General features: G+C 53.0%; 14 protein-coding genes and 1 rRNA gene. 10 read left to right on the top strand and 5 right to left on the bottom strand.

Translation table 11 applies throughout. From position 1 onward, the window contains the following. A 5S ribosomal RNA gene (gene rrf / locus F4V61_RS19720) occupies positions 1-112 on the top strand; the annotation flags it as partial. Between the two features lie 163 nt (positions 113-275). Here rrf and F4V61_RS19725 read toward each other — a convergent pair. Beyond that, complete coding sequence (locus F4V61_RS19725; RefSeq protein ID WP_000973252.1) at positions 276-713, bottom strand: acetyltransferase; 438 nt, start codon at positions 711-713, stop codon at positions 276-278. A gap of 148 nt (positions 714-861) precedes the next feature. Here F4V61_RS19725 and metA point away from each other — a divergent pair, with 148 nt between their 5' ends. The 4 genes from metA (at position 862) to aceK (ending at position 6,875) form a co-directional block, all read left to right on the top strand. Further along, on the top strand, positions 862-1,791 hold the full coding sequence (metA, locus tag F4V61_RS19730) for a homoserine O-acetyltransferase MetA (protein ID WP_038397217.1): 930 nt from the start codon (positions 862-864) through the stop codon (positions 1,789-1,791). Positions 1,792-2,059: 268 nt separating this feature from the next. Continuing rightward, the gene (aceB, locus tag F4V61_RS19735) at positions 2,060-3,661 is read left to right on the top strand and encodes a malate synthase A (protein WP_038397216.1); all 1,602 of its coding nucleotides are present in this window, start codon (positions 2,060-2,062) and stop codon (positions 3,659-3,661) included. Between the two features lie 31 nt (positions 3,662-3,692). After that, positions 3,693-4,997 (top strand): isocitrate lyase, encoded by a 1,305-nt coding sequence (gene aceA, locus F4V61_RS19740; protein ID WP_000857838.1) that lies wholly within the window; start codon positions 3,693-3,695, stop codon positions 4,995-4,997. Positions 4,998-5,090: 93 nt separating this feature from the next. Next, the gene (gene aceK / locus F4V61_RS19745; RefSeq protein WP_024132059.1) at positions 5,091-6,875 is read left to right on the top strand and encodes a bifunctional isocitrate dehydrogenase kinase/phosphatase; all 1,785 of its coding nucleotides are present in this window, start codon (positions 5,091-5,093) and stop codon (positions 6,873-6,875) included. Between the two features lie 44 nt (positions 6,876-6,919). On the opposite strand, the gene iclR is transcribed toward aceK, so the two are convergent. After that, positions 6,920-7,744: a glyoxylate bypass operon transcriptional repressor IclR gene (gene iclR, locus F4V61_RS19750; protein ID WP_079829275.1), complete on the bottom strand. Its 825-nt coding sequence runs from the start codon at positions 7,742-7,744 to the stop codon at positions 6,920-6,922. A 304-nt stretch (positions 7,745-8,048) separates the two neighbouring features. On the opposite strand from iclR, the gene metH reads away from it, so the two are divergent. Together metH and F4V61_RS19760 are read left to right on the top strand one after the other, a co-directional pair. Beyond that, positions 8,049-11,732: a methionine synthase gene (gene metH, locus F4V61_RS19755; RefSeq protein WP_079903990.1), complete on the top strand. Its 3,684-nt coding sequence runs from the start codon at positions 8,049-8,051 to the stop codon at positions 11,730-11,732. A gap of 266 nt (positions 11,733-11,998) precedes the next feature. Continuing rightward, positions 11,999-13,630, top strand: a complete 1,632-nt coding sequence (locus F4V61_RS19760; RefSeq protein ID WP_058344484.1) for a Na/Pi cotransporter family protein — start codon at positions 11,999-12,001, stop codon at positions 13,628-13,630. Positions 13,631-13,703: 73 nt separating this feature from the next. On the opposite strand, the gene pepE is transcribed toward F4V61_RS19760, so the two are convergent. After that, positions 13,704-14,393 carry a dipeptidase PepE gene (pepE, locus tag F4V61_RS19765; RefSeq protein ID WP_058818952.1) on the bottom strand — a complete coding sequence of 230 codons (690 nt, stop codon included), beginning with the start codon at positions 14,391-14,393 and terminating at the stop codon, positions 13,704-13,706. Positions 14,394-14,614: 221 nt separating this feature from the next. Here pepE and F4V61_RS19770 point away from each other — a divergent pair, with 221 nt between their 5' ends. Both F4V61_RS19770 and rluF read left to right on the top strand, forming a co-directional pair. Beyond that, positions 14,615-15,154, top strand: a complete 540-nt coding sequence (locus tag F4V61_RS19770; protein WP_038397211.1) for a DUF2058 domain-containing protein — start codon at positions 14,615-14,617, stop codon at positions 15,152-15,154. Positions 15,155-15,201: 47 nt separating this feature from the next. Then, positions 15,202-16,077 (top strand): 23S rRNA pseudouridine(2604) synthase RluF, encoded by an 876-nt coding sequence (rluF, locus tag F4V61_RS19775; RefSeq protein ID WP_038397210.1) that lies wholly within the window; start codon positions 15,202-15,204, stop codon positions 16,075-16,077. Here rluF and F4V61_RS19780 read toward each other — a convergent pair. Then, positions 16,074-16,346: a DUF3811 domain-containing protein gene (locus F4V61_RS19780; protein ID WP_038397209.1), complete on the bottom strand. Its 273-nt coding sequence runs from the start codon at positions 16,344-16,346 to the stop codon at positions 16,074-16,076. The genes rluF and F4V61_RS19780 overlap by 4 nt on opposite strands. A gap of 161 nt (positions 16,347-16,507) precedes the next feature. Continuing rightward, a complete protein-coding gene (gene lysC, locus F4V61_RS19785; RefSeq protein ID WP_038397208.1) occupies positions 16,508-17,857 on the bottom strand; it encodes a lysine-sensitive aspartokinase 3 in 1,350 nt (449 codons plus the stop codon). A gap of 298 nt (positions 17,858-18,155) precedes the next feature. Here lysC and pgi point away from each other — a divergent pair, with 298 nt between their 5' ends. Continuing rightward, positions 18,156-19,805: a glucose-6-phosphate isomerase gene (gene pgi, locus F4V61_RS19790; protein WP_058818950.1), complete on the top strand. Its 1,650-nt coding sequence runs from the start codon at positions 18,156-18,158 to the stop codon at positions 19,803-19,805. Positions 19,806-20,014 lie beyond the last annotated feature (209 nt).

Genomic DNA, 20,014 nt, shown 5'->3' on the forward strand with positions numbered 1-20,014 from the left:
GCGGCACTAGCGCGGTGGTCCCACCTGACCCCATGCCGAACTCAGAAGTGAAACGCCGTAGCGCCGATGGTAGTGTGGGGTCTCCCCATGCGAGAGTAGGGAACTGCCAGGCATCAAACAAGTGAAAAAGCCCATCCTGACGGATGGGCTTTTTTGCGTCTGTGCAAAAGGGCTGGCGCCCGCCCTGCAGGCCTGATAAGCGCAGCGCTATCAGGTATCCTGCACGTACCGGTACCGCCGGATGGCGGCTATCGGTCTACGGGCCCTCCAGGTGTTCACCCATACGCCAGCTTCAGCAAGGGATAGGGTTTACCGAGATCGTCAACTTCCGAGCGTCCCGTTACTTTAAATCCTGTCTTTTTATAAAACCCGACGGCCTGGATATTTTGCTCATTGACGCTGGTCGTTAAATGAGGCGCCAGCGTCAGCGCATGTTCAATCAATAGTTTGCCTATGCCACAACCACGAAAGTCCGGATCGACAAACAGAGCGTCCATATGTTCACCGGTAAGTAGCATAAATCCTACTGGCTCATCCTGATCGGTCACAGCAACCCATAGTGGCGCTTCTGGCAGAAAATCGCTCACCAGTTCTTCCAGTTCGGCCCGGTAAGCGTCTGATAGAAAATGGTGCGTGGCATCAACCGAGCGGCGCCAGATAGCAATCAGTTTTCCCCCTTCCTCATGCGTTGAACGACGAATGTTAATCATCATCTTCACTCCTTTTTTGCCTATTTATATTCTAATGCAAATGCTGTCGTGAAACTTTCTCACCTTGAACCTGCAAACTCGACATTCGCCTGATTTCTGGTTATCTTCAGCTATCTGGATGTCTAAACGTATGTCGTGAGGTTATCAGGTTATGCCGATTCGCGTGCTGGACGAGCTGCCCGCCGTCAATTTTTTACGTGAGGAAAATGTCTTCGTCATGACGACTTCTCGCGCAACAGGACAGGAAATTCGCCCGCTGAAAGTCATTATCCTTAACCTGATGCCGAAGAAGATTGAGACGGAAAATCAGTTTTTGCGCCTGCTGTCGAACTCGCCATTGCAGGTCGATATTCAGCTACTGCGGATAGATGCCCGCGAGTCGAGAAACACGCCGGCCGAGCATCTTAATAACTTTTACTGTAACTTCGAAGATATCTGCGATCAGAACTTTGATGGGCTTATCGTGACCGGTGCGCCGCTGGGTCTGGTAGAATTTAATGACGTGGCTTACTGGCCGCAGATTAGACAGGTGCTGGAATGGGCGAAAGATCACGTCACTTCGACGTTATTTGTCTGTTGGGCAGTTCAGGCCGCGCTCAATATTCTTTATGGTATCCCTAAACAGACCCGTACAGATAAGCTTTCCGGCGTCTACGAACATCACATCCTCCATCCTCATGCTCTTTTGACGCGTGGTTTTGATGATACGTTTCTTGCGCCACACTCTCGCTATGCCGATTTCCCGGCTGCGCTGATACGGGATTATACGGATCTTGAAATTCTGGCCGAAACAGAAGGGGGGGATGCGTACCTGTTTGCCAGCAAAGATAAACGTATTGCGTTTGTCACCGGTCATCCTGAATATGACGCTCATACGTTAGCGGGTGAATATTTTCGTGATGTTGAGGCCGGGTTAAATCCGGATATTCCGTACAACTATTTCCCGAAAAACGATCCGCAAAATAAACCGCGCGCTACCTGGCGCAGCCATGGTAATTTACTCTTTACTAACTGGCTCAACTATTATGTCTATCAGATTACGCCATATGATCTGCGTCACATGAATCCAACCCTGGATTAATCTTCTGCTCCTGACGATCCTAAAGCGTTTCAGCATAATGAATCAGGCACCTTCGGGTGCCTTTTTCATTTTTGAAATTGGCTTCATCATGTAATTAAACTTTATATCCTTTGTTATCAATAAGTTAATTATAAATTTAGTTAAAAATGGAAATTGTTTTTGATTTTGAAATTTAATTGGGTAGTCTTAGTTGTGTTGAACGAAAAGCGCACAATGATCCTTCGTTCGCATTGGGGATGTATCTGGATCAACGACGAGGAGCAGCATAATGAATCCACAGGCAACCACAACCGATGAATTGACCTTTACCAGGCCGCCAGGCGAGCTGGAAAAGCAGGTCCTGACCGCTGAGGCAGTCGAGTTTCTGACGGAATTAGTCACACGTTTTACGCCAAAGCGGAATAAACTCCTGGCTGCACGTATTCAGCAGCAGCAGGATATTGATAACGGTAAGTTGCCTGATTTTATTTCGGAAACCACTTCCATTAGAGAGGGTAATTGGCAGATTCGTGGTATTCCGGAGGATTTACAGGACCGCCGGGTGGAAATTACCGGACCGGTTGAACGTAAAATGGTGATCAATGCCCTGAACGCGAATGTGAAAGTGTTTATGGCGGATTTTGAAGACTCGCTGGCGCCGGACTGGGATAAAGTTATTGATGGTCAAATCAACCTGCGCGATGCGGTTAATGGCACCATTAGCTATACCAACGAAGCCGGAAAAATATATCAGCTCAAGCCCGATCCGGCCGTATTGATTTGTCGTGTACGCGGTCTGCATCTGCCTGAAAAACATGTTACCTGGCGTGGCGAAGCGATTCCCGGCAGTCTGTTTGATTTTGCTCTGTACTTTTTCCACAACTATAAAGCGTTGCTCGCCAAAGGTAGCGGCCCATACTTCTACCTGCCAAAAACGCAAGCCTGGCAGGAGGCCGCCTGGTGGAGCGAAGTCTTCAGCTATGCCGAGGACCGTTTCAACCTGCCGCGCGGCACGATCAAAGCTACCCTGTTGATTGAAACCCTGCCTGCTGTTTTCCAGATGGATGAAATTCTTCATGCGTTGCGTGACCATATTGTGGGCCTCAACTGTGGTCGCTGGGATTATATCTTCAGCTATATCAAAACGTTGAAAAATCACCCGGAGCGCGTTCTGCCGGACAGGCAGGTGGTAACGATGGACAAACCGTTCCTGAGCGCCTACTCGCGCCTGCTGATCAAAACCTGCCACAAGCGCGGCGCCTTCGCGATGGGTGGTATGGCGGCGTTTATCCCAAGTAAAGACGCTGAACGCAATGCGCAAGTGCTGAACAAGGTGAAAGCGGATAAAGCGCTGGAAGCTAACAACGGTCATGACGGTACGTGGATTGCGCATCCCGGCCTTGCGGATACCGCGATGGCAGTCTTTAACGAGGTACTGGGCGAGCACAAAAATCAGCTATTCATTACTCGCGATGAAGATGCGCCGATTACCGCTAAGCAGTTACTGGAACCATGTGAAGGTGAACGGACAGAAGCGGGAATGCGCGCCAATATTCGCGTCGCGGTGCAGTACATTGAAGCGTGGATCTCTGGCAATGGCTGCGTACCGATTTATGGCCTGATGGAAGATGCCGCGACGGCGGAAATCTCACGAACCTCTATCTGGCAGTGGATTCATCATGAGAAAACGCTGAGTAATGGAAAACCTGTAACAAAAACGCTTTTCCGCGAAATGCTGGCGGAAGAGATGCGGGTAATCCAGGACGAGCTGGGCGAGCACCGCTACAGCAAAGGGCGCTTCGACGATGCCGCACGTCTGATGGAGCAAATCACCACCTCAGATGACTTAATCGACTTCCTCACCCTGCCGGGTTATCGCTTACTGGCTTAATTCACCACAGAACAATATGGAGCATTTGTACATGAAAACTCGTACTCAACAAATCGAAGAATTACAGAAAGAGTGGACACAACCGCGCTGGGAAGGCATTACCCGCCCGTACAGCGCGGAGGACGTGGTGAAATTACGCGGCTCGGTTAACCCGGAATGTACGCTGGCGCAACTCGGCGCCGCGAAAATGTGGCGTCTGCTGCACGGCGAAGCGAAAAAAGGCTATATCAACAGTCTTGGCGCGCTGACCGGCGGCCAGGCGCTGCAACAGGCGAAAGCCGGCATTGAGGCCGTCTATCTCTCCGGCTGGCAGGTCGCGGCGGATGCTAACCTCGCGTCCAGCATGTATCCGGATCAATCGTTGTACCCGGCGAACTCTGTTCCGGCGGTGGTGGATCGGATCAACAATACTTTCCGCCGCGCGGATCAGATCCAGTGGGCGTCCGGCATTGAGCCCAACGATCCGCGCTATGTGGATTACTTTCTGCCGATCGTTGCTGATGCGGAAGCGGGATTTGGCGGCGTACTGAACGCATTTGAGTTGATGAAATCGATGATTGAAGCCGGTGCAGCGGCAGTTCACTTCGAAGATCAGCTAGCGTCGGTGAAGAAGTGCGGGCATATGGGCGGTAAAGTGCTGGTGCCGACGCAAGAAGCGATCCAGAAACTGGTGGCGGCACGTCTGGCGGCAGACGTGATGGGCGTTCCAACGCTGGTGATTGCTCGTACTGATGCGGATGCGGCGGATTTGATTACTTCCGATTGCGATCAATACGATAGCGAATTTATTACCGGCGAACGCACCAGCGAAGGTTTCTTCCGTACTCATGCGGGGATTGAACAGGCTATCAGTCGTGGTCTGGCTTATGCGCCTTATGCAGACCTGGTGTGGTGCGAAACGTCCACGCCGGATCTTGAGCTGGCGAAGCGTTTTGCTGATGCTATCCACGCGAAGTATCCGGGCAAACTGCTGGCCTACAACTGTTCGCCGTCCTTCAACTGGCAGAAGAATCTGGACGATAAAACTATCGCCAGCTTCCAGCAGCAGTTATCGGATATGGGCTACAAGTACCAGTTCATCACCCTGGCGGGGATTCACAGCATGTGGTTCAACATGTTCGATCTGGCGCACGCTTATGCTCAGGGCGAGGGCATGAAGCACTATGTCGAGAAAGTTCAGCAGCCGGAGTTTGCCGCAGCGAAAGACGGTTATACCTTCGTCTCACATCAGCAGGAAGTGGGCACCGGTTACTTCGACAAGGTCACCACTATCATTCAGGGGGGCGCTTCTTCAGTCACCGCACTGACGGGCTCCACGGAAGAATCGCAGTTTTGATCAATGCCCGATGGCGCTACGTTTACCGGACCGACGAAGGGATGTAGGCCGGATAAGCGAATGCGCTATCCGGCGTCCGATGGGGATAAAAAAATGTCGCGTGGCCTGGAATTACTGATTGCTCAAACCATCCTGCAAGGTTTTGACGCGCAGTATGGTCGATTTCTGGAAGTGACTTCCGGCGCGCAGCAGCGTTTTGAACAGGCAGACTGGCACGCCGTCCAGCAGGCGATGAAAAGCCGTATCCATCTCTACGATCATCATGTGGGTCTGGTGGTGGAACAACTGCGCTGTATTACCGATGGAAAAAATACCGACGCGAATTTCCTTTTACGCGTTAAAGAGCATTATACCCGGCTGTTGCCGGATTATCCGCGCTTCGAGATTGCGGAGAGCTTTTTCAACTCCGTCTATTGTCGGTTATTTGACCACCGCTCGTTAACACCCGAGCGGTTGTTTATTTTTAGCTCACAACCGGAACGTCGCTTCCGTACTATCCCGCGTCCGCTGGCCAAAGACTTCTTTCCCGATCACGGCTGGGAGCTGCTGTTAATGCGCATACTCAGCGACTTACCGCTGCGCCTGCCCTGGCAGAATAAAAGCCGGGATATCCGCTACATCATTGCGCACCTGACTGAAATATTGGGTGAGGACGCGTTACCTCGCTGCCATTTACAGGTGGCGAACGAGTTGTTTTACCGTAATAAAGCGGCCTGGCTGGTGGGTAAATTAGCCACACCTGACGGTACGCTGCCGTTTTTATTGCCGATTCATCGTACTGATGAGGGCGAATTATTTGTCGATACCTGCCTGACCACCACCGCAGAAGCGAGCATTGTATTTGGTTTTGCCCGCTCCTATTTTATGGTGTATGCGCCGCTGCCTGCCGCGCTGGTTGAGTGGCTGCGTGAAATCCTGCCGGGCAAAACCACCGCCGAGCTGTATATGGCGATTGGCTGCCAGAAACATGCGAAAACCGAAAGCTACCGCGAGTATTTGTGTTATCTGGCTGAAAGTGATGAGAAATTTATTGAGGCTCCTGGCATCCGCGGCATGGTGATGCTGGTGTTTACCCTGCCAGGTTTTGACCGGGTATTTAAAATTATTAAAGACAAATTCGCCCCGCAGAAAGAGATGTCTGCCGCCCATGTACGTGCCTGCTATCAACTGGTAAAAGAGCATGATCGCGTCGGTCGTATGGCGGATACTCAGGAGTTTGAGAATTTCGTGCTCGATAAACGGCAAATCGATCCGGCGCTGATGGCGCTGTTACAGCAAGAAGCGCCAGAAAAAATTACCGATCTTGGGGAACACATCGTCATCCGCCATCTCTATATTGAACGTCGCATGGTACCGCTCAATATCTGGCTGGAACAGGTAGAAGGCCAGCAGTTACGCGATGCAATAGAAGAATATGGCAATGCGATCCGCCAGCTTGCCGCCGCTAATATCTTCCCCGGCGATATGCTGTTTAAAAACTTCGGCGTAACCCGTCATGGCCGCGTGGTGTTCTACGACTACGATGAAATTTGCTACATGACGGAAGTGAATTTCCGCGATATTCCGCCAGCGCGTTACCCGGAAGATGAACTGGCCAGCGAACCCTGGTATAGCGTCTCGCCGGGCGATGTTTTCCCGGAGGAGTTTCGCCACTGGCTATGCGCCGATCCGCGTATCGGGCCATTATTTGAAGAGATGCATGCTGACCTGTTCCGCGCCGATTATTGGCGCGCGCTACAGACGCGTATTAAAGAAGGGCATGTAGAAGATGTTTACGCCTATCGCCGCCGCCAGCGCTTCAGCGTGCGTTATGATATCGATCGTAGGCTGGATAAGGCGCCTGCGCCGCCATCCGGCAATGTGTGCCGTACTGCCTGATGGCGCTTACGCTTATCAGGCCTACGATGCTGTTCTCAATGGCCTTAACGAAAACCGCCATACGCCAGCGTCACTTCTTTCGCCGCTTTAATCACCATTGCGCCAAGCTCGGTGACGCGATCGTCGGTAATACGTGAGCAGGGGCCGGAAATTGACAGAGCCGCAAACGGTTCGCGGTGCTCGTCATAGATACACGATGCCACGCAGCGAAGACCGAGCGCATGTTCTTCGTCGTCAAAGGAGTAGCCGCGCTTGCGTGTCTGAGCGAGGTCATCTTTCAAATGGATCGGCGACACCAGTGTCGCGTGAGTATAAGCGTGCAGCCCCTTGCGGTGTAGTAGCCCGGTCACCTGCTCTTCGCTAAGTTGAGACAAAAACGCCTTGCCTGCGCCGGAGGCATGCATCGGCAGCTTACCGCCAATGGGGGCCGACATGCGCATCAATTGCGTACACTGCACCTGGTCGATAATAATCGCCTGGTGGTCGCTCTGATCGAGTACCGCCAGATTGACTGTTTCGCCGGAGTCTTCCATCAGCTTGCGCAAAATCGGATGGACGATCGCCAGCAGATTACGGCTCTGCAAGAAGCTGCTGCCGACGATAAATGCGTGCGCGCCTACGGCCCAATGGCCCAGCTCACCGACCTGGCGTACAAAACCCTGCTGCTGCATGGTGGTAAGCAAACGATGAGTGGTAGAGTTCGGCAGGCCGGCCTGTTGCGCAAGCTCGGTGAGCGCAACGCTGCCGTTAGACTCGGCAATCCACTCCAGCAGCTTCAGACCGCGGGTTAATGACTGAACCTGCCCGGTTGCGGGCGCAGTGGTAGCGGCAGGTTTTCTCCCGCGTTTCGCGGAAACAGGGGCAACCATGGCAGACTCCTTTTTCTGTATCGTGGAAATCATTTTCGTTTTATTCAATTATAATGCAAGCGTTCCTGAACTGATCGGATGAGTGGAAATCACCGGATGCCCGATGGCGCTTCGCTTATCGGCCTACGTTTTGGGAGCCGGCAGAGTAATTTGTAGGCTGGATAAGGCGCTTGCGCCGCCATCCGGCGAAGTGACAGACGCGGGTAGCAAGCTGAACATGTCTCATGTTGCCCGTTGTTCTCTTTTCCGCCAGCACGCTTTGTGCCAGTATGACTCGTTACGTGGAGCGTTGTCGGGAGCGAGTGTGAGCAGCAAAGTTGAACAACTGCGTGCGCAGTTAAATGAACGTATTCTGGTGCTGGACGGCGGTATGGGCACCATGATTCAGAGTTATCGACTACATGAAGAAGATTTTCGGGGCGAACGCTTTGCCGACTGGCCCTGCGACCTGAAAGGCAACAACGACCTGCTGGTGCTCAGCAAGCCGGAGGTGATCGCGGCTATCCATAACGCCTACTTTGAGGCTGGCGCGGATATCATCGAAACCAACACCTTTAACTCGACAACTATCGCGATGGCGGATTACCAGATGGAATCTCTGTCGGCGGAAATTAACTACGCAGCAGCCAAACTGGCGCGCGCCTGCGCCGATGAATGGTCCGCGCGAACACCAGAAAAACCGCGCTATGTAGCAGGCGTGCTGGGTCCAACTAACCGCACAGCCTCCATCTCGCCGGACGTCAACGACCCGGCGTTTCGCAATATCACCTTCGATCAGCTAGTGGCGGCCTACCGTGAATCAACCAAAGCGCTGGTAGAAGGGGGCGCAGACCTGATTCTGATTGAGACCGTCTTTGACACCCTGAATGCGAAAGCGGCGGTATTTGCGGTAAAAGCGGAGCTTGAGGCGTTGGGCGTCGACCTGCCGATCATGATTTCCGGCACTATCACCGACGCCTCTGGCCGCACGCTTTCTGGACAGACCACCGAAGCTTTTTATAACTCGCTGCGCCATGCCGGGGCGCTCACCTTCGGCCTCAACTGCGCGTTAGGCCCGGATGAGCTGCGCCAGTATGTGCAGGAGCTGTCGCGCATTGCCGAGTGCTACGTCACCGCGCACCCGAACGCGGGTCTGCCAAATGCCTTCGGTGAATACGATCTGGACGCCGATACAATGGCGAAGCACATTCGCGAATGGGCGCAAGCGGGCTTCCTGAACATCGTTGGCGGCTGCTGCGGCACCACGCCGGAACATATTGCGGCGATGAGCCGCGCGGTCGAAGATTTGCCGCCGCGCAAACTGCCGGACATTCCGGTCGCCTGCCGTCTTTCTGGCCTGGAGCCGCTAAATATTGGCGATGACAGCCTGTTCGTCAATGTTGGCGAACGCACCAACGTTACCGGTTCCGCGAAATTTAAGCGTCTAATCAAAGAAGAAAAATACAGCGAAGCGCTGGATGTGGCCCGTCAGCAGGTAGAAAGCGGCGCGCAGATTATTGACATCAACATGGACGAGGGGATGCTCGACGCCGAAGCGGCGATGGTGCGGTTCCTCAGCCTGATTGCCGGTGAGCCGGATATCGCCCGTGTACCAATCATGATCGACTCCTCCAAATGGGAGGTTATCGAAAAAGGGCTGAAGTGCATTCAGGGCAAAGGCATCGTTAACTCTATTTCGATGAAAGAGGGGGTGGAGACCTTTATCCATCATGCGAAGCTGCTGCGTCGCTACGGCGCCGCGGTGGTGGTGATGGCCTTTGACGAGCAGGGGCAAGCCGACACCCGCGAGCGTAAAATCGAGATTTGCCGCCGCGCCTACAATATTCTGACCAAAGAGGTCGGTTTCCCGCCGGAAGACATTATCTTCGATCCGAACATTTTCGCCGTCGCGACCGGTATTGATGAACACAACAACTATGCGCAGGACTTTATCGGCGCGTGTGAAGATATTAAACGCGAGCTGCCGCACGCGCTGATCTCCGGCGGCGTCTCTAACGTCTCGTTTTCATTCCGTGGCAACGACCCTGTGCGTGAGGCGATTCACGCGGTGTTCCTCTACTATGCCATCCGCAACGGCATGGACATGGGGATCGTCAACGCCGGGCAACTGGCGATTTATGATGACCTGCCCGCCGAACTGCGCGATGCGGTTGAAGATGTGATTCTCAACCGCCGTGAAGATGGCACCGAACGTCTGCTGGAACTGGCCGAGAAATATCGCGGTAGCAAAACCGACGAGGCCGCCAATGCCCAGCAAGCGGAATGGCGCTCCTGGGACGTCAAAAAACGCCTCGAATACTCGCTGGTCAAAGGCATTACCGAATTTATCGAGCAGGATACCGAAGAAGCGCGTCAGCAGGCTGCCCGCCCGATTGAGGTGATAGAAGGGCCGCTGATGGACGGCATGAACGTGGTCGGCGACCTGTTCGGCGAAGGCAAAATGTTCCTGCCGCAGGTGGTGAAATCCGCCCGCGTGATGAAGCAGGCGGTGGCTTACCTGGAGCCGTTTATCGAGGCCAGCAAAGAGAAAGGTTCCAGCAATGGCAAGATGGTCATCGCTACTGTGAAGGGCGATGTGCATGACATCGGCAAAAACATCGTCGGCGTGGTGCTGCAATGTAACAACTACGACATCGTCGATCTTGGCGTAATGGTCCCGGCGGAGAAAATCCTCAAAACGGCCAAAGAGGTTAATGCGGATCTCATTGGCCTTTCCGGGCTGATTACCCCGTCGCTGGACGAGATGGTTAACGTGGCGAAGGAGATGGAGCGCCAGGGCTTTACCATTCCACTGCTGATCGGCGGCGCGACGACCTCGAAAGCGCATACGGCAGTGAAGATCGAGCAAAACTACAGCGGCCCGACGGTCTATGTACAAAACGCTTCACGTACCGTGGGCGTGGTGGCGGCACTGTTATCCGACACGCAACGCGATGATTTTGTCGCCCGTACCCGCAAAGAGTATGAAACGGTGCGTATTCAGCACGCGCGCAAAAAACCGCGTACCCCGCCGGTTACGCTGGAAGCGGCGCGCGATAACGATCTGGCATTTGATTGGGAACGCTACACCCCGCCGGTAGCCCATCGTCTGGGCGTGCAGGAGGTGGAAGCCAGTATCGAAACTCTGCGCAACTACATCGACTGGACGCCGTTCTTTATGACCTGGTCGCTGGCCGGGAGATATCCACGCATTCTGGAAGATGAGGTGGTGGGAGAGGAGGCCAAACGGCTGTTCAAAGATGCCAACGACATGCTGGATAAACTGAGTGCGGAGAAGCTGTTGAACCCGCGCGGCGCGGTCGGTCTGTTCCCGGCAAACCGCGTAGGCGATGACATCGAAATTTATCGCGACGAAACCCGTACTCATGTTCTGACGGTCAGCCATCACCTGCGTCAGCAGACCGAGAAAGTCGGGTTTGCCAACTACTGTCTGGCGGATTTTGTCGCGCCGAAACTGAGTGGAAAAGCGGACTACATCGGCGCGTTCGCAGTGACCGCCGGCCTTGAAGAAGACGCCCTGGCCGATGTTTACGAGGCGCAGCATGACGACTATAACAAGATCATGGTGAAAGCGATTGCCGACCGTCTGGCGGAAGCTTTTGCCGAGTATCTACATGAGCGCGTGCGTAAGGTTTACTGGGGGTACGCGCCGAACGAGAGCCTCAGCAATGAAGAACTGATCCGCGAAAACTACCAGGGTATTCGCCCGGCGCCGGGTTATCCTGCCTGCCCGGAACACACCGAAAAAGGCACTATCTGGCAGTTACTGGATGTCGAAAAACATACCGGGATGAAGCTCACCGAATCTTTTGCCATGTGGCCTGGCGCGTCGGTCTCCGGCTGGTACTTTAGCCATCCTGATAGCAAATACTTCGCGGTGGCGCAGATCCAACGCGATCAGGTTACAGATTATGCTTTCCGTAAAGGAATGAGCGTTGAGGACGTGGAGCGGTGGTTAGCGCCGAACCTGGGCTATGATGCGGATTGATTCATAAAATCGTCACTTTTCTTTACAACATACAAGGCACTCATTGGGTGCCTTGTCTCTTTCTTACAATTAAACCCTTATACTGAAGGAAGGCTCTACGCTGAATTTGCCGGATGGCGGCGTAAACGCCTTATCCAGCCTACCGTATTACGTATGGTAAGCCCGGTGGCGGGCAACGCCAGTAGGCCTTAACGCTGTGCGCCATCAGGCAATTTATCGCAAGTGAGCTTCAGGAAAACGTATAACGATAAGGAGAACCTGACGCCGTGTTAACTTTGCTCCATCTACTTTCTGCCGTTGCGCTGTTGGTATGGGGAACACATATCGTTCGTACTGGCGTAATGCGCGTGTTTGGCGCGCGTCTACGCACTGTCCTCAGCCGCAGCGTGGAAAAGAAACCGCTCGCCTTTTGTGCGGGTATCGGTGTTACCGCGCTGGTACAAAGCAGTAACGCCACCACTTTATTGGTAACGTCGTTTGTCGCCCAGGATCTTGTCGCCCTGACGCCAGCCCTGGTGATTGTGCTGGGCGCCGATGTCGGGACCGCGCTGATGGCGCGTATCCTCACCTTTGATTTGTCGTGGCTATCGCCGCTGCTGATTTTTATTGGCGTGATTTTCTTTTTGGGACGTAAGCAGTCCCGCGCCGGGCAGCTTGGTCGCGTCGGTATCGGGCTTGGCCTGATTTTACTGGCGCTGGAGCTGATTGTGCAGGCGGTGACGCCGATCACTCAAGCCAACGGCGTGCAGGTGATTTTCGCGTCGCTGACCGGCGACATCATGCTGGATGCGCTGATTGGCGCGATGTTCGCCATTATCAGTTATTCCAGTCTGGCGGCAGTGTTGCTGACGGCAACTCTGACGGCGGCGGGGATTATTTCGTTCCCGGTCGCGTTGTGTCTGGTTATCGGCGCCAATCTGGGATCGGGGTTGCTGGCGATGCTCAATAACAGCGCCGCCAATGCAGCCGCGCGTCGTGTGGCGCTCGGCAGCCTGTTGTTCAAATTGATCGGCAGCCTGGTCATCCTGCCGTTTGTACATCCGCTGGCGAATCTGATGGATGAGCTACCGTTAGCGAAATCAGAGCTGGTGATCTATTTCCACGTTTTTTATAACCTGGTGCGTTGCCTGGCGATGGTGCCATTTGCCGAGCCGATGGCGCGTTTTTGTAAACGGATTATTCGTGATGAGCCTGAACTGGATACCCATCTGAAGCCGAAACATCTGGATGTCAGCGCGCTGGATACGCCAACGCTGGCGCTGGCCAATGCTGCCCGTGAGGTATTGCGTATTGGCGATGCGATGGAACAGATGATGGAAGGGTTAAAAAAGGTCATGCACGGCGAGCCGCGTGAAGAGAAAACGCTGCGCAAGCTGGCGGATGACGTTAACGTGCTCTACACCGCGATCAAGCTTTATCTGGCGCGAATGCCGAAAGACGAGCTGGCGGCGGAGGAGTCCCGCCGTTGGGCGGAGATTATCGAAATGGCCCTGAATCTCGAACAGGCGTCGGATATTATCGAGCGAATGGGCAGTGAGATTGCCGACAAGTCGCTGGCGGCGCGTCGGGCATTTTCAGAAGAAGGGTTGAAAGAACTGGATGCGCTTTACGATCAACTGCTCAGTAATCTGCAACTGGCGATGTCGGTCTTTTTCTCCGGTGATGTCACCAGCGCCCGCCGGTTGCGCCGCAGTAAACATCGCTTCCGCATACTTAATCGCCGATACTCACATGCGCATGTCGACCGTCTGCACCAGCAGAACGTGCAAAGCATTGAGACCAGTTCGCTCCATTTAGGGCTTCTGGGCGATATGAAGCGTCTTAACTCACTATTCTGTTCGGTCGCCTATAGCGTACTGGAGCAGCCGGATCAGGACGAAGAGCGGGGCGATTATTAATTGGGATGCCGGATGGCATCGATACGTAGGCCCGGTACGCGTAGCGCTACCGGGCATTCAATGTGACCTGGGATTAAAAGCGGTGTCCTGCCTCCACCGCCACCGCCTCTTCGCCCGCTTTAAACACCCAAGTGGTATTCGGGCCGCCGAGAACCGCCTGACCGTTGCTCACCTGAATCCAGTTACCTTCCGGCAAACCAATCACTGTCAGTTCCGGCGCGACCACCAGCAGTTCGCGAATACGCTGCTCGCGGGTCTCGCCCTTATGACCTTCCGGCAAGGCGTTAGTGAAGTGAGGATTAATTTGCAGCGGAAACAGATCCAGCGCGTCGAAACCGTTTGGATCGACGATTGGCATATCGTTGGTCGTGCGGATAGTCGGGCAGGCAAGATTGGCGCCCGCGCTCCAGCCGATATACAGCGCGCCGCGTTTTACCCTGTCCGCAATCGGCGCCAGCAGCCCGCGTTCACGCGATTCTTTCAGTAGCTGGAAGGTATTTCCGCCGCCGACAATAATGATTTCCGATTTCTCAATCGCCTCAAGTGGAGCGGCGATACGATGAATCCCTGTTACGTTTATACCTAATGGCGTAAGTACCCCTGCGGTTTTATCCGTGTACTCATCCCATGTTTGCGTGACGCCGGCAAACGGAATAAACACGGCTGAACGTCGACCGTTCAACTGATTCGCCATCAGCGGCAGAGCATGTTCCAGCCAGGCTTTTCCCGGCAGCGTCGAGTTACTTAATAAAAGCAGTTCCATTACTTCTCCACATCATCAGGAAATGTCAAAACGCAGTAATGCTACCATTATCCATTTTATACCTTACTGATGTGGCTCATGATGTTGAGAGTGTTACAGGTAAAGAGCGCGAAGCGCAGGGACGCTAACAGTGAAAACAGGCCGGATTTGCCATCTGGTATAGCCTGAAAAATTACAGGTATAATCATCCGCAAAATTATTTAACGAGTTTAGAAACGAAAATGACAAAACTGACCTTACAAGAGCAACTGCTACAAGCGGGCTTAGTGACCAGCAAAAAAATGGCCAAAGTCCAACGCACGGCTAAAAAATCACGCGTTCAGGCTCGTGAGACAAGAGAGGCGGTGGAAGAAAATAAAAAGGCGCAACTTGAGCGTGATAAACAACTCAGTGAACAGCAAAAACAAGCGGTTTTAGCGAAAGAGTTTAAAGCTCAAGTTAAGCAGCTCATTGAAATGAATAGAATCAATGTGTCTAAAAGCGATATTGCTTTTAACTTTACAGATAATAACGTCATCAAAAAAATAGACGTGGATAAGCTTATTCAGACGCAACTGATTAATGGTCGTCTCGCGATTGCGCGTCTGGTTATCGATAACAGCGGTGAATGTGAATATGCGATTATCCCCGCGAGCGTCGCCGATAAAATCGCGCAGCGAGATGCGGACAGTATTGTCCTGAATAGTACGCTGAGTCAGGAAGAACAAGACGAAGATGATCCGTATGCCGATTTTAAAGTTCCCGACGATTTGATGTGGTAAGTCACATTACCGATATTTATATAGAAAAGATTTCTCAGAGAGTAAATATGCTGACTGACACATCCATCCGGCTTAATAAATATATCAGTGAAAGCGGCATCTGTTCACGTCGCGAGGCGGACCGCTTTATCGAACAGGGCAATGTCTTTATCAACGGCAAACGCGCCGCTATTGGCGATCAGGTGGTCGCCGGGGATGTTGTTAAAGTAAATGGTCGGTTGATTGAGCCGCGAGAAGCGGATGATTTAGTGCTGATTGCGCTGAATAAACCGGTTGGCATTGTCAGTACGACTGAAGATGGTGAGCGCGACAATATCGTCGATTTTGTAAACCATAGCAAACGTATCTTCCCGGTTGGCCGTCTGGATAAGGATTCGCAGGGGCTGATATTTCTGACTAACCACGGCGATCTGGTCAATAAGATTCTGCGTGCCGGTAACGATCACGAAAAAGAGTATCTGGTGACGGTGGATAAACCCGTTACCGACGAGTTTATTCGTGGTATGGGCGCGGGCGTGCCGATCCTTGGTACCGTCACCAAAAAATGTAAGGTGAAGAAAGAAGCGCCGTTTGTTTTTCGCATCACCCTGGTGCAGGGGTTAAACCGCCAGATCCGTCGTATGTGTGAACACTTTGGTTATGACGTGATGAAGCTGGAGCGGACGCGCATTATGAACGTCAGCCTGAGCGGGATACCTCTGGGCGAGTGGCGCGATCTGACGGATGATGAGCTGATCGATCTGTTTAAATTGACTGAGAGCTCTTCTGCCGAAGCCAAACCAAAGGCCAAAGCGAAACCAAAGCCGAAAACCGCAGGCATTAAGCGTCCGGTCGTTGCGATCGAAAAAACCAATGAGAAAGCGCGCCCGGCATCGAGCGGTAAACGCTTTACCTCGCCGGGGCGTAAGAAGAAAGGGCGTTAACGTCTGCCGCGCGTCGGCGTATTCGCCGACCAGGAGAATGACGCTTCCGTATCAGGTTTATGCGCCTGCTTTTTCTTCAACTGGCGGGCTTTTTTCGCTTCAGCCTCACGCAGCGCCATCAGCTTATCAATGTACTCCTTTTTCAAGCTGTTGGTTTCAGAATTGGTCAGCGGACGACCGTGCGCAATACGGGCGCGGTCCAGCAACGTTTTCAGTTCGCGCTGTTCGCGCTCGGTCATCTCTTTTTGGGTAATGCGGGGGAGTGCCATACGGGTGCCCTCAGTTAGCCGATGCGTTTAGTCTACGGCAATACGGAACGGGCGGATAGCGTGTAGGCCGGGTAAGCTTGCGCCACCCGGCAATATTTTACTTTTTCTGTGCCGTTTCGCCCGCTTTTTCAATAATCGGTTTCCCGGAGCGTGAAGGAAGATTATTCAAATAAGTTATGATGTAGCTTCTGCACCACCTGTTCGGCATCTTCTCCCGGCACGAGAAAGCACAGATTGTGGCTGGAGGCACCGTAACAAATCATGCGGATATTGAACGGTTCCAGTACGCTGAACACCTCTTTACCAACTCCACAGGCTTTTGACAGGTTGTTGCCAATCAGCGCGACCAGCGCCAGTCCTTCTTCGACTTCTACCCGACACAATGCGGAGAGTTCCATCAATAAAGACTGTGTCAGTAACGTATCGCCCGTTGAGGTGGAGCCTGTCGTATCCAGCGTCAGCGCGATGCTCACCTCTGAAGTGGTAATCAGATCCACCGAAATATTATGCCGCGCCAGGATGCCGAACACTTCAGCCAGGAAACCTCGCGAGTGCAGCATATTCAGGCTGTGCAGCGTCAATAGCGTTTGATTGCGGCGTAGCGCCAGCGCGCGGAACAGCGGCGGGTTTTGGGTTTTATTGCACACCAGAGTGCCGCCTGCTTTCGGATCTTTGCTGGAGCCAACGAAGACCGGAATATCGCTGCGCACGGCAGGGAGTAAGGTGGCTGGATGCAGCACTTTCGCGCCGAAGGTCGCCATCTCCGCCGCTTCTTCAAAGTCAATTTCATCAATTCGCTGTGCGACAGACACTACGCGCGGGTCGGTGGTGTAAATACCGGGTACATCCGTCCAGATATCAACCCGCGCGGCATGGAGCGCTTCAGCCAGCAACGCTGCCGTATAGTCGCTACCGCCGCGTCCTAATGTCGTGGTGCGGCCTTTGCTTTCACCGCCGATAAAGCCCTGGGTAATGACCAGAGTTTCGTTCAGGCGTGGGAGCAACTGCTGCGCGGCCAGTTCCGCAAGCGCTGCGACGTCTGGTTCCGCACGGCCGAAGCGATCGCTGGTACGCATCACTTTACGCACGTCGAACCAGTGGGCCTGCACGTCGCGCTCACGCAGGATCTCAACAAATAGCAGGGTAGACATCAGCTCGCCGTGGCTGACCAGTTCATCGGTCAGGGCCGCTGATGTCGCCAGCGATGCCGCCTCCGCCAGAATAGTGATGTTTTCCAGCAGGCGTTCAATCTCTTCGCGAATAACATTCGGATGACGTAGACGCTCAATAATATCAAACTGGATTTTACGGATGGCGTCGAGCGTGGCGAAACGTTCGCTGGGCTCCAGCCCTTCAGCCAGCGCCACCAGCAGGTTAGTGATGCCGGCAGAAGCGGAAAGCACGACTAAACGAACATTGGCGTCGGAAAGTACGATATCCGCGCTACGGTTCATGGCGTCAAAATCGGCGACGCTGGTACCGCCAAATTTGGAAACAACGATCTCTGTCATATAACCTCGTGTCAAGAAATGAAAAACGCGACCATGGCACAAGGGCAGAACAGAAACCGGTGCAGGCGCAAATGCAAGTAACGTATTTATAAATAAAAGTTGTGGCCTGGACTGTCAACGTTGGGATTATGCGGATTTTTTATGCTGGGTTTAGGCTCAGTAACAGCGCTTATAACAACTATACTTTCTATCCGGATTTGACCATGCCAGGGCAACGGCACTAAAACAATCACACTTTTCTGTGACTGGCGTTACAATCGATCCCAGTCACAATTCTCAAATCAGAAGAGTATTGCTAATGAAAAACATCAACCCAACGCAGACTTCTGCCTGGCAGGCGCTCCAGAAACACTATGACGAAATGAAAGACGTTACGATCGCCGAGCTTTTCGCGAAAGATAGCGACCGTTTCGCTAAGTTTTCCGCAACCTTTGACGATCTGATGCTGGTGGATTTCTCCAAAAACCGCATCACCGAAGAGACACTGGCAAAATTACAGGATCTGGCGAAAGAGACCGATCTGTCCGGCGCTATCAAATCCATGTTCTCCGGCGAGAAAATCAACCGCACCGAAGACCGGGCTGTGCTGCATGTGGCGCTGCGTAACCGTAGCAATACGCCGATCATCGTGGACGACAAAGATGTAATGCCGGAAGTGAACGCCGTGCTTGAGAAGATGAAAACTTTCTCGGCAGCGATTATCTCCGGTCAGTGGAAAGGCTACACCGGTAAGGCCATCACCGACGTGGTGAACATCGGCATCGGCGGTTCTGATCTCGGCCCGTTCATGGTGACCGAGGCGTTGCGTCCGTATAAAAATCACCTGAATATGCACTTCGTCTCTAACGTTGATGGTACGCACATCGCTGAAGTGCTGAAAAAAGTGAACCCGGAAACGACGCTGTTCCTGGTGGCGTCGAAAACCTTCACCACGCAGGAAACCATGACTAACGCCCACAGCGCGCGTGACTGGTTCCTGAAAACCGCAGGCGATGAAAAACACGTGGCGAAACACTTTGCTGCGCTCTCCACCAACGCCAAAGCGGTCGGCGAATTTGGTATCGACACGGCCAATATGTTCGAGTTCTGGGACTGGGTCGGCGGACGTTACTCTCTGTGGTCAGCCATCGGCCTGTCCATTATTCTGTCCGTGGGTTTTGATAATTTTGTCGAACTGCTCTCCGGCGCGCACGCGATGGACAAGCACTTCTCCACCACCCCGGCGGAGAAAAACCTGCCCGTTCTGCTGGCGTTGATCGGCATCTGGTATAACAATTTCTTCGGCGCGGAAACCGAAGCCATTTTGCCGTACGACCAGTATATGCACCGTTTCGCGGCTTACTTCCAGCAGGGCAACATGGAATCCAACGGTAAATACGTGGACCGTAACGGCAATGCTGTGGATTACCAGACTGGCCCCATTATCTGGGGCGAACCAGGCACCAACGGTCAGCACGCGTTTTATCAACTGATTCACCAGGGGACTAAAATGGTGCCGTGTGATTTTATCGCCCCGGCTATCACTCACAACCCGCTATCTGATCATCATCAGAAACTGTTGTCTAACTTCTTTGCGCAAACCGAAGCGCTGGCGTTCGGTAAATCCCGTGAGGTGGTTGAGCAGGAATACCGCGATCAGGGTAAAGATCCGGCTCAGCTTGAACACGTTGTGCCATTCAAAGTGTTTGAAGGCAACCGCCCAACCAACTCCATCCTGCTGCGCGAAATTACGCCGTACAGCTTGGGCGCGCTGATTGCGCTGTATGAGCATAAAATCTTTACTCAGGGCGCTATCCTGAACATCTTTACCTTCGACCAGTGGGGCGTTGAGTTGGGTAAACAGTTGGCTAACCGTATTCTGCCGGAGCTGGGCGATGATAAAGCTATTTCGTCCCATGATAGCTCTACCAACGGTCTGATTAACCGTTATAAAGCCTGGCGTGCCTGATGGCTTTTCGCCGTCATCCGGCAAAAAGAGATTAAGATAATAAAAAAGCCGATATTCGCATCGGCTTTTTTATAAGATAATTCCGCTTGTCTATGTTTTTCCCCATAATTTTATATTGAGCTTAATCCTAAAATAACCAATAACCCGTAAGTTACTCTGTGTTATTTTCAGATTATACGGATGATTTTGTTTTTTAATTTAATTTTAAG

Source organism: Salmonella enterica subsp. arizonae (genome assembly GCF_008692845.1).
GTDB classification, from domain to species: domain Bacteria; phylum Pseudomonadota; class Gammaproteobacteria; order Enterobacterales; family Enterobacteriaceae; genus Salmonella; species Salmonella arizonae.

Bases quoted from the DNA above. Each gene is read 5' to 3' on its own strand.
- F4V61_RS19725 (WP_000973252.1), bottom strand. From the start codon at position 713: ATGATGATTAACATTCGTCGTTCAACGCATGAGGAAGGGGGAAAACTG.
- metA (WP_038397217.1), top strand. From the start codon at position 862: ATGCCGATTCGCGTGCTGGACGAGCTGCCCGCCGTCAATTTTTTACGT.
- aceB (WP_038397216.1), top strand. From the start codon at position 2,060: ATGAATCCACAGGCAACCACAACCGATGAATTGACCTTTACCAGGCCG.
- aceA (WP_000857838.1), top strand. From the start codon at position 3,693: ATGAAAACTCGTACTCAACAAATCGAAGAATTACAGAAAGAGTGGACA.
- aceK (WP_024132059.1), top strand. From the start codon at position 5,091: ATGTCGCGTGGCCTGGAATTACTGATTGCTCAAACCATCCTGCAAGGT.
- iclR (WP_079829275.1), bottom strand. From the start codon at position 7,744: ATGGTTGCCCCTGTTTCCGCGAAACGCGGGAGAAAACCTGCCGCTACC.
- pepE (WP_058818952.1), bottom strand. From the start codon at position 14,393: ATGGAACTGCTTTTATTAAGTAACTCGACGCTGCCGGGAAAAGCCTGG.
- F4V61_RS19770 (WP_038397211.1), top strand. From the start codon at position 14,615: ATGACAAAACTGACCTTACAAGAGCAACTGCTACAAGCGGGCTTAGTG.
- rluF (WP_038397210.1), top strand. From the start codon at position 15,202: ATGCTGACTGACACATCCATCCGGCTTAATAAATATATCAGTGAAAGC.
- F4V61_RS19780 (WP_038397209.1), bottom strand. From the start codon at position 16,346: ATGGCACTCCCCCGCATTACCCAAAAAGAGATGACCGAGCGCGAACAG.
- lysC (WP_038397208.1), bottom strand. From the start codon at position 17,857: ATGACAGAGATCGTTGTTTCCAAATTTGGCGGTACCAGCGTCGCCGAT.
- pgi (WP_058818950.1), top strand. From the start codon at position 18,156: ATGAAAAACATCAACCCAACGCAGACTTCTGCCTGGCAGGCGCTCCAG.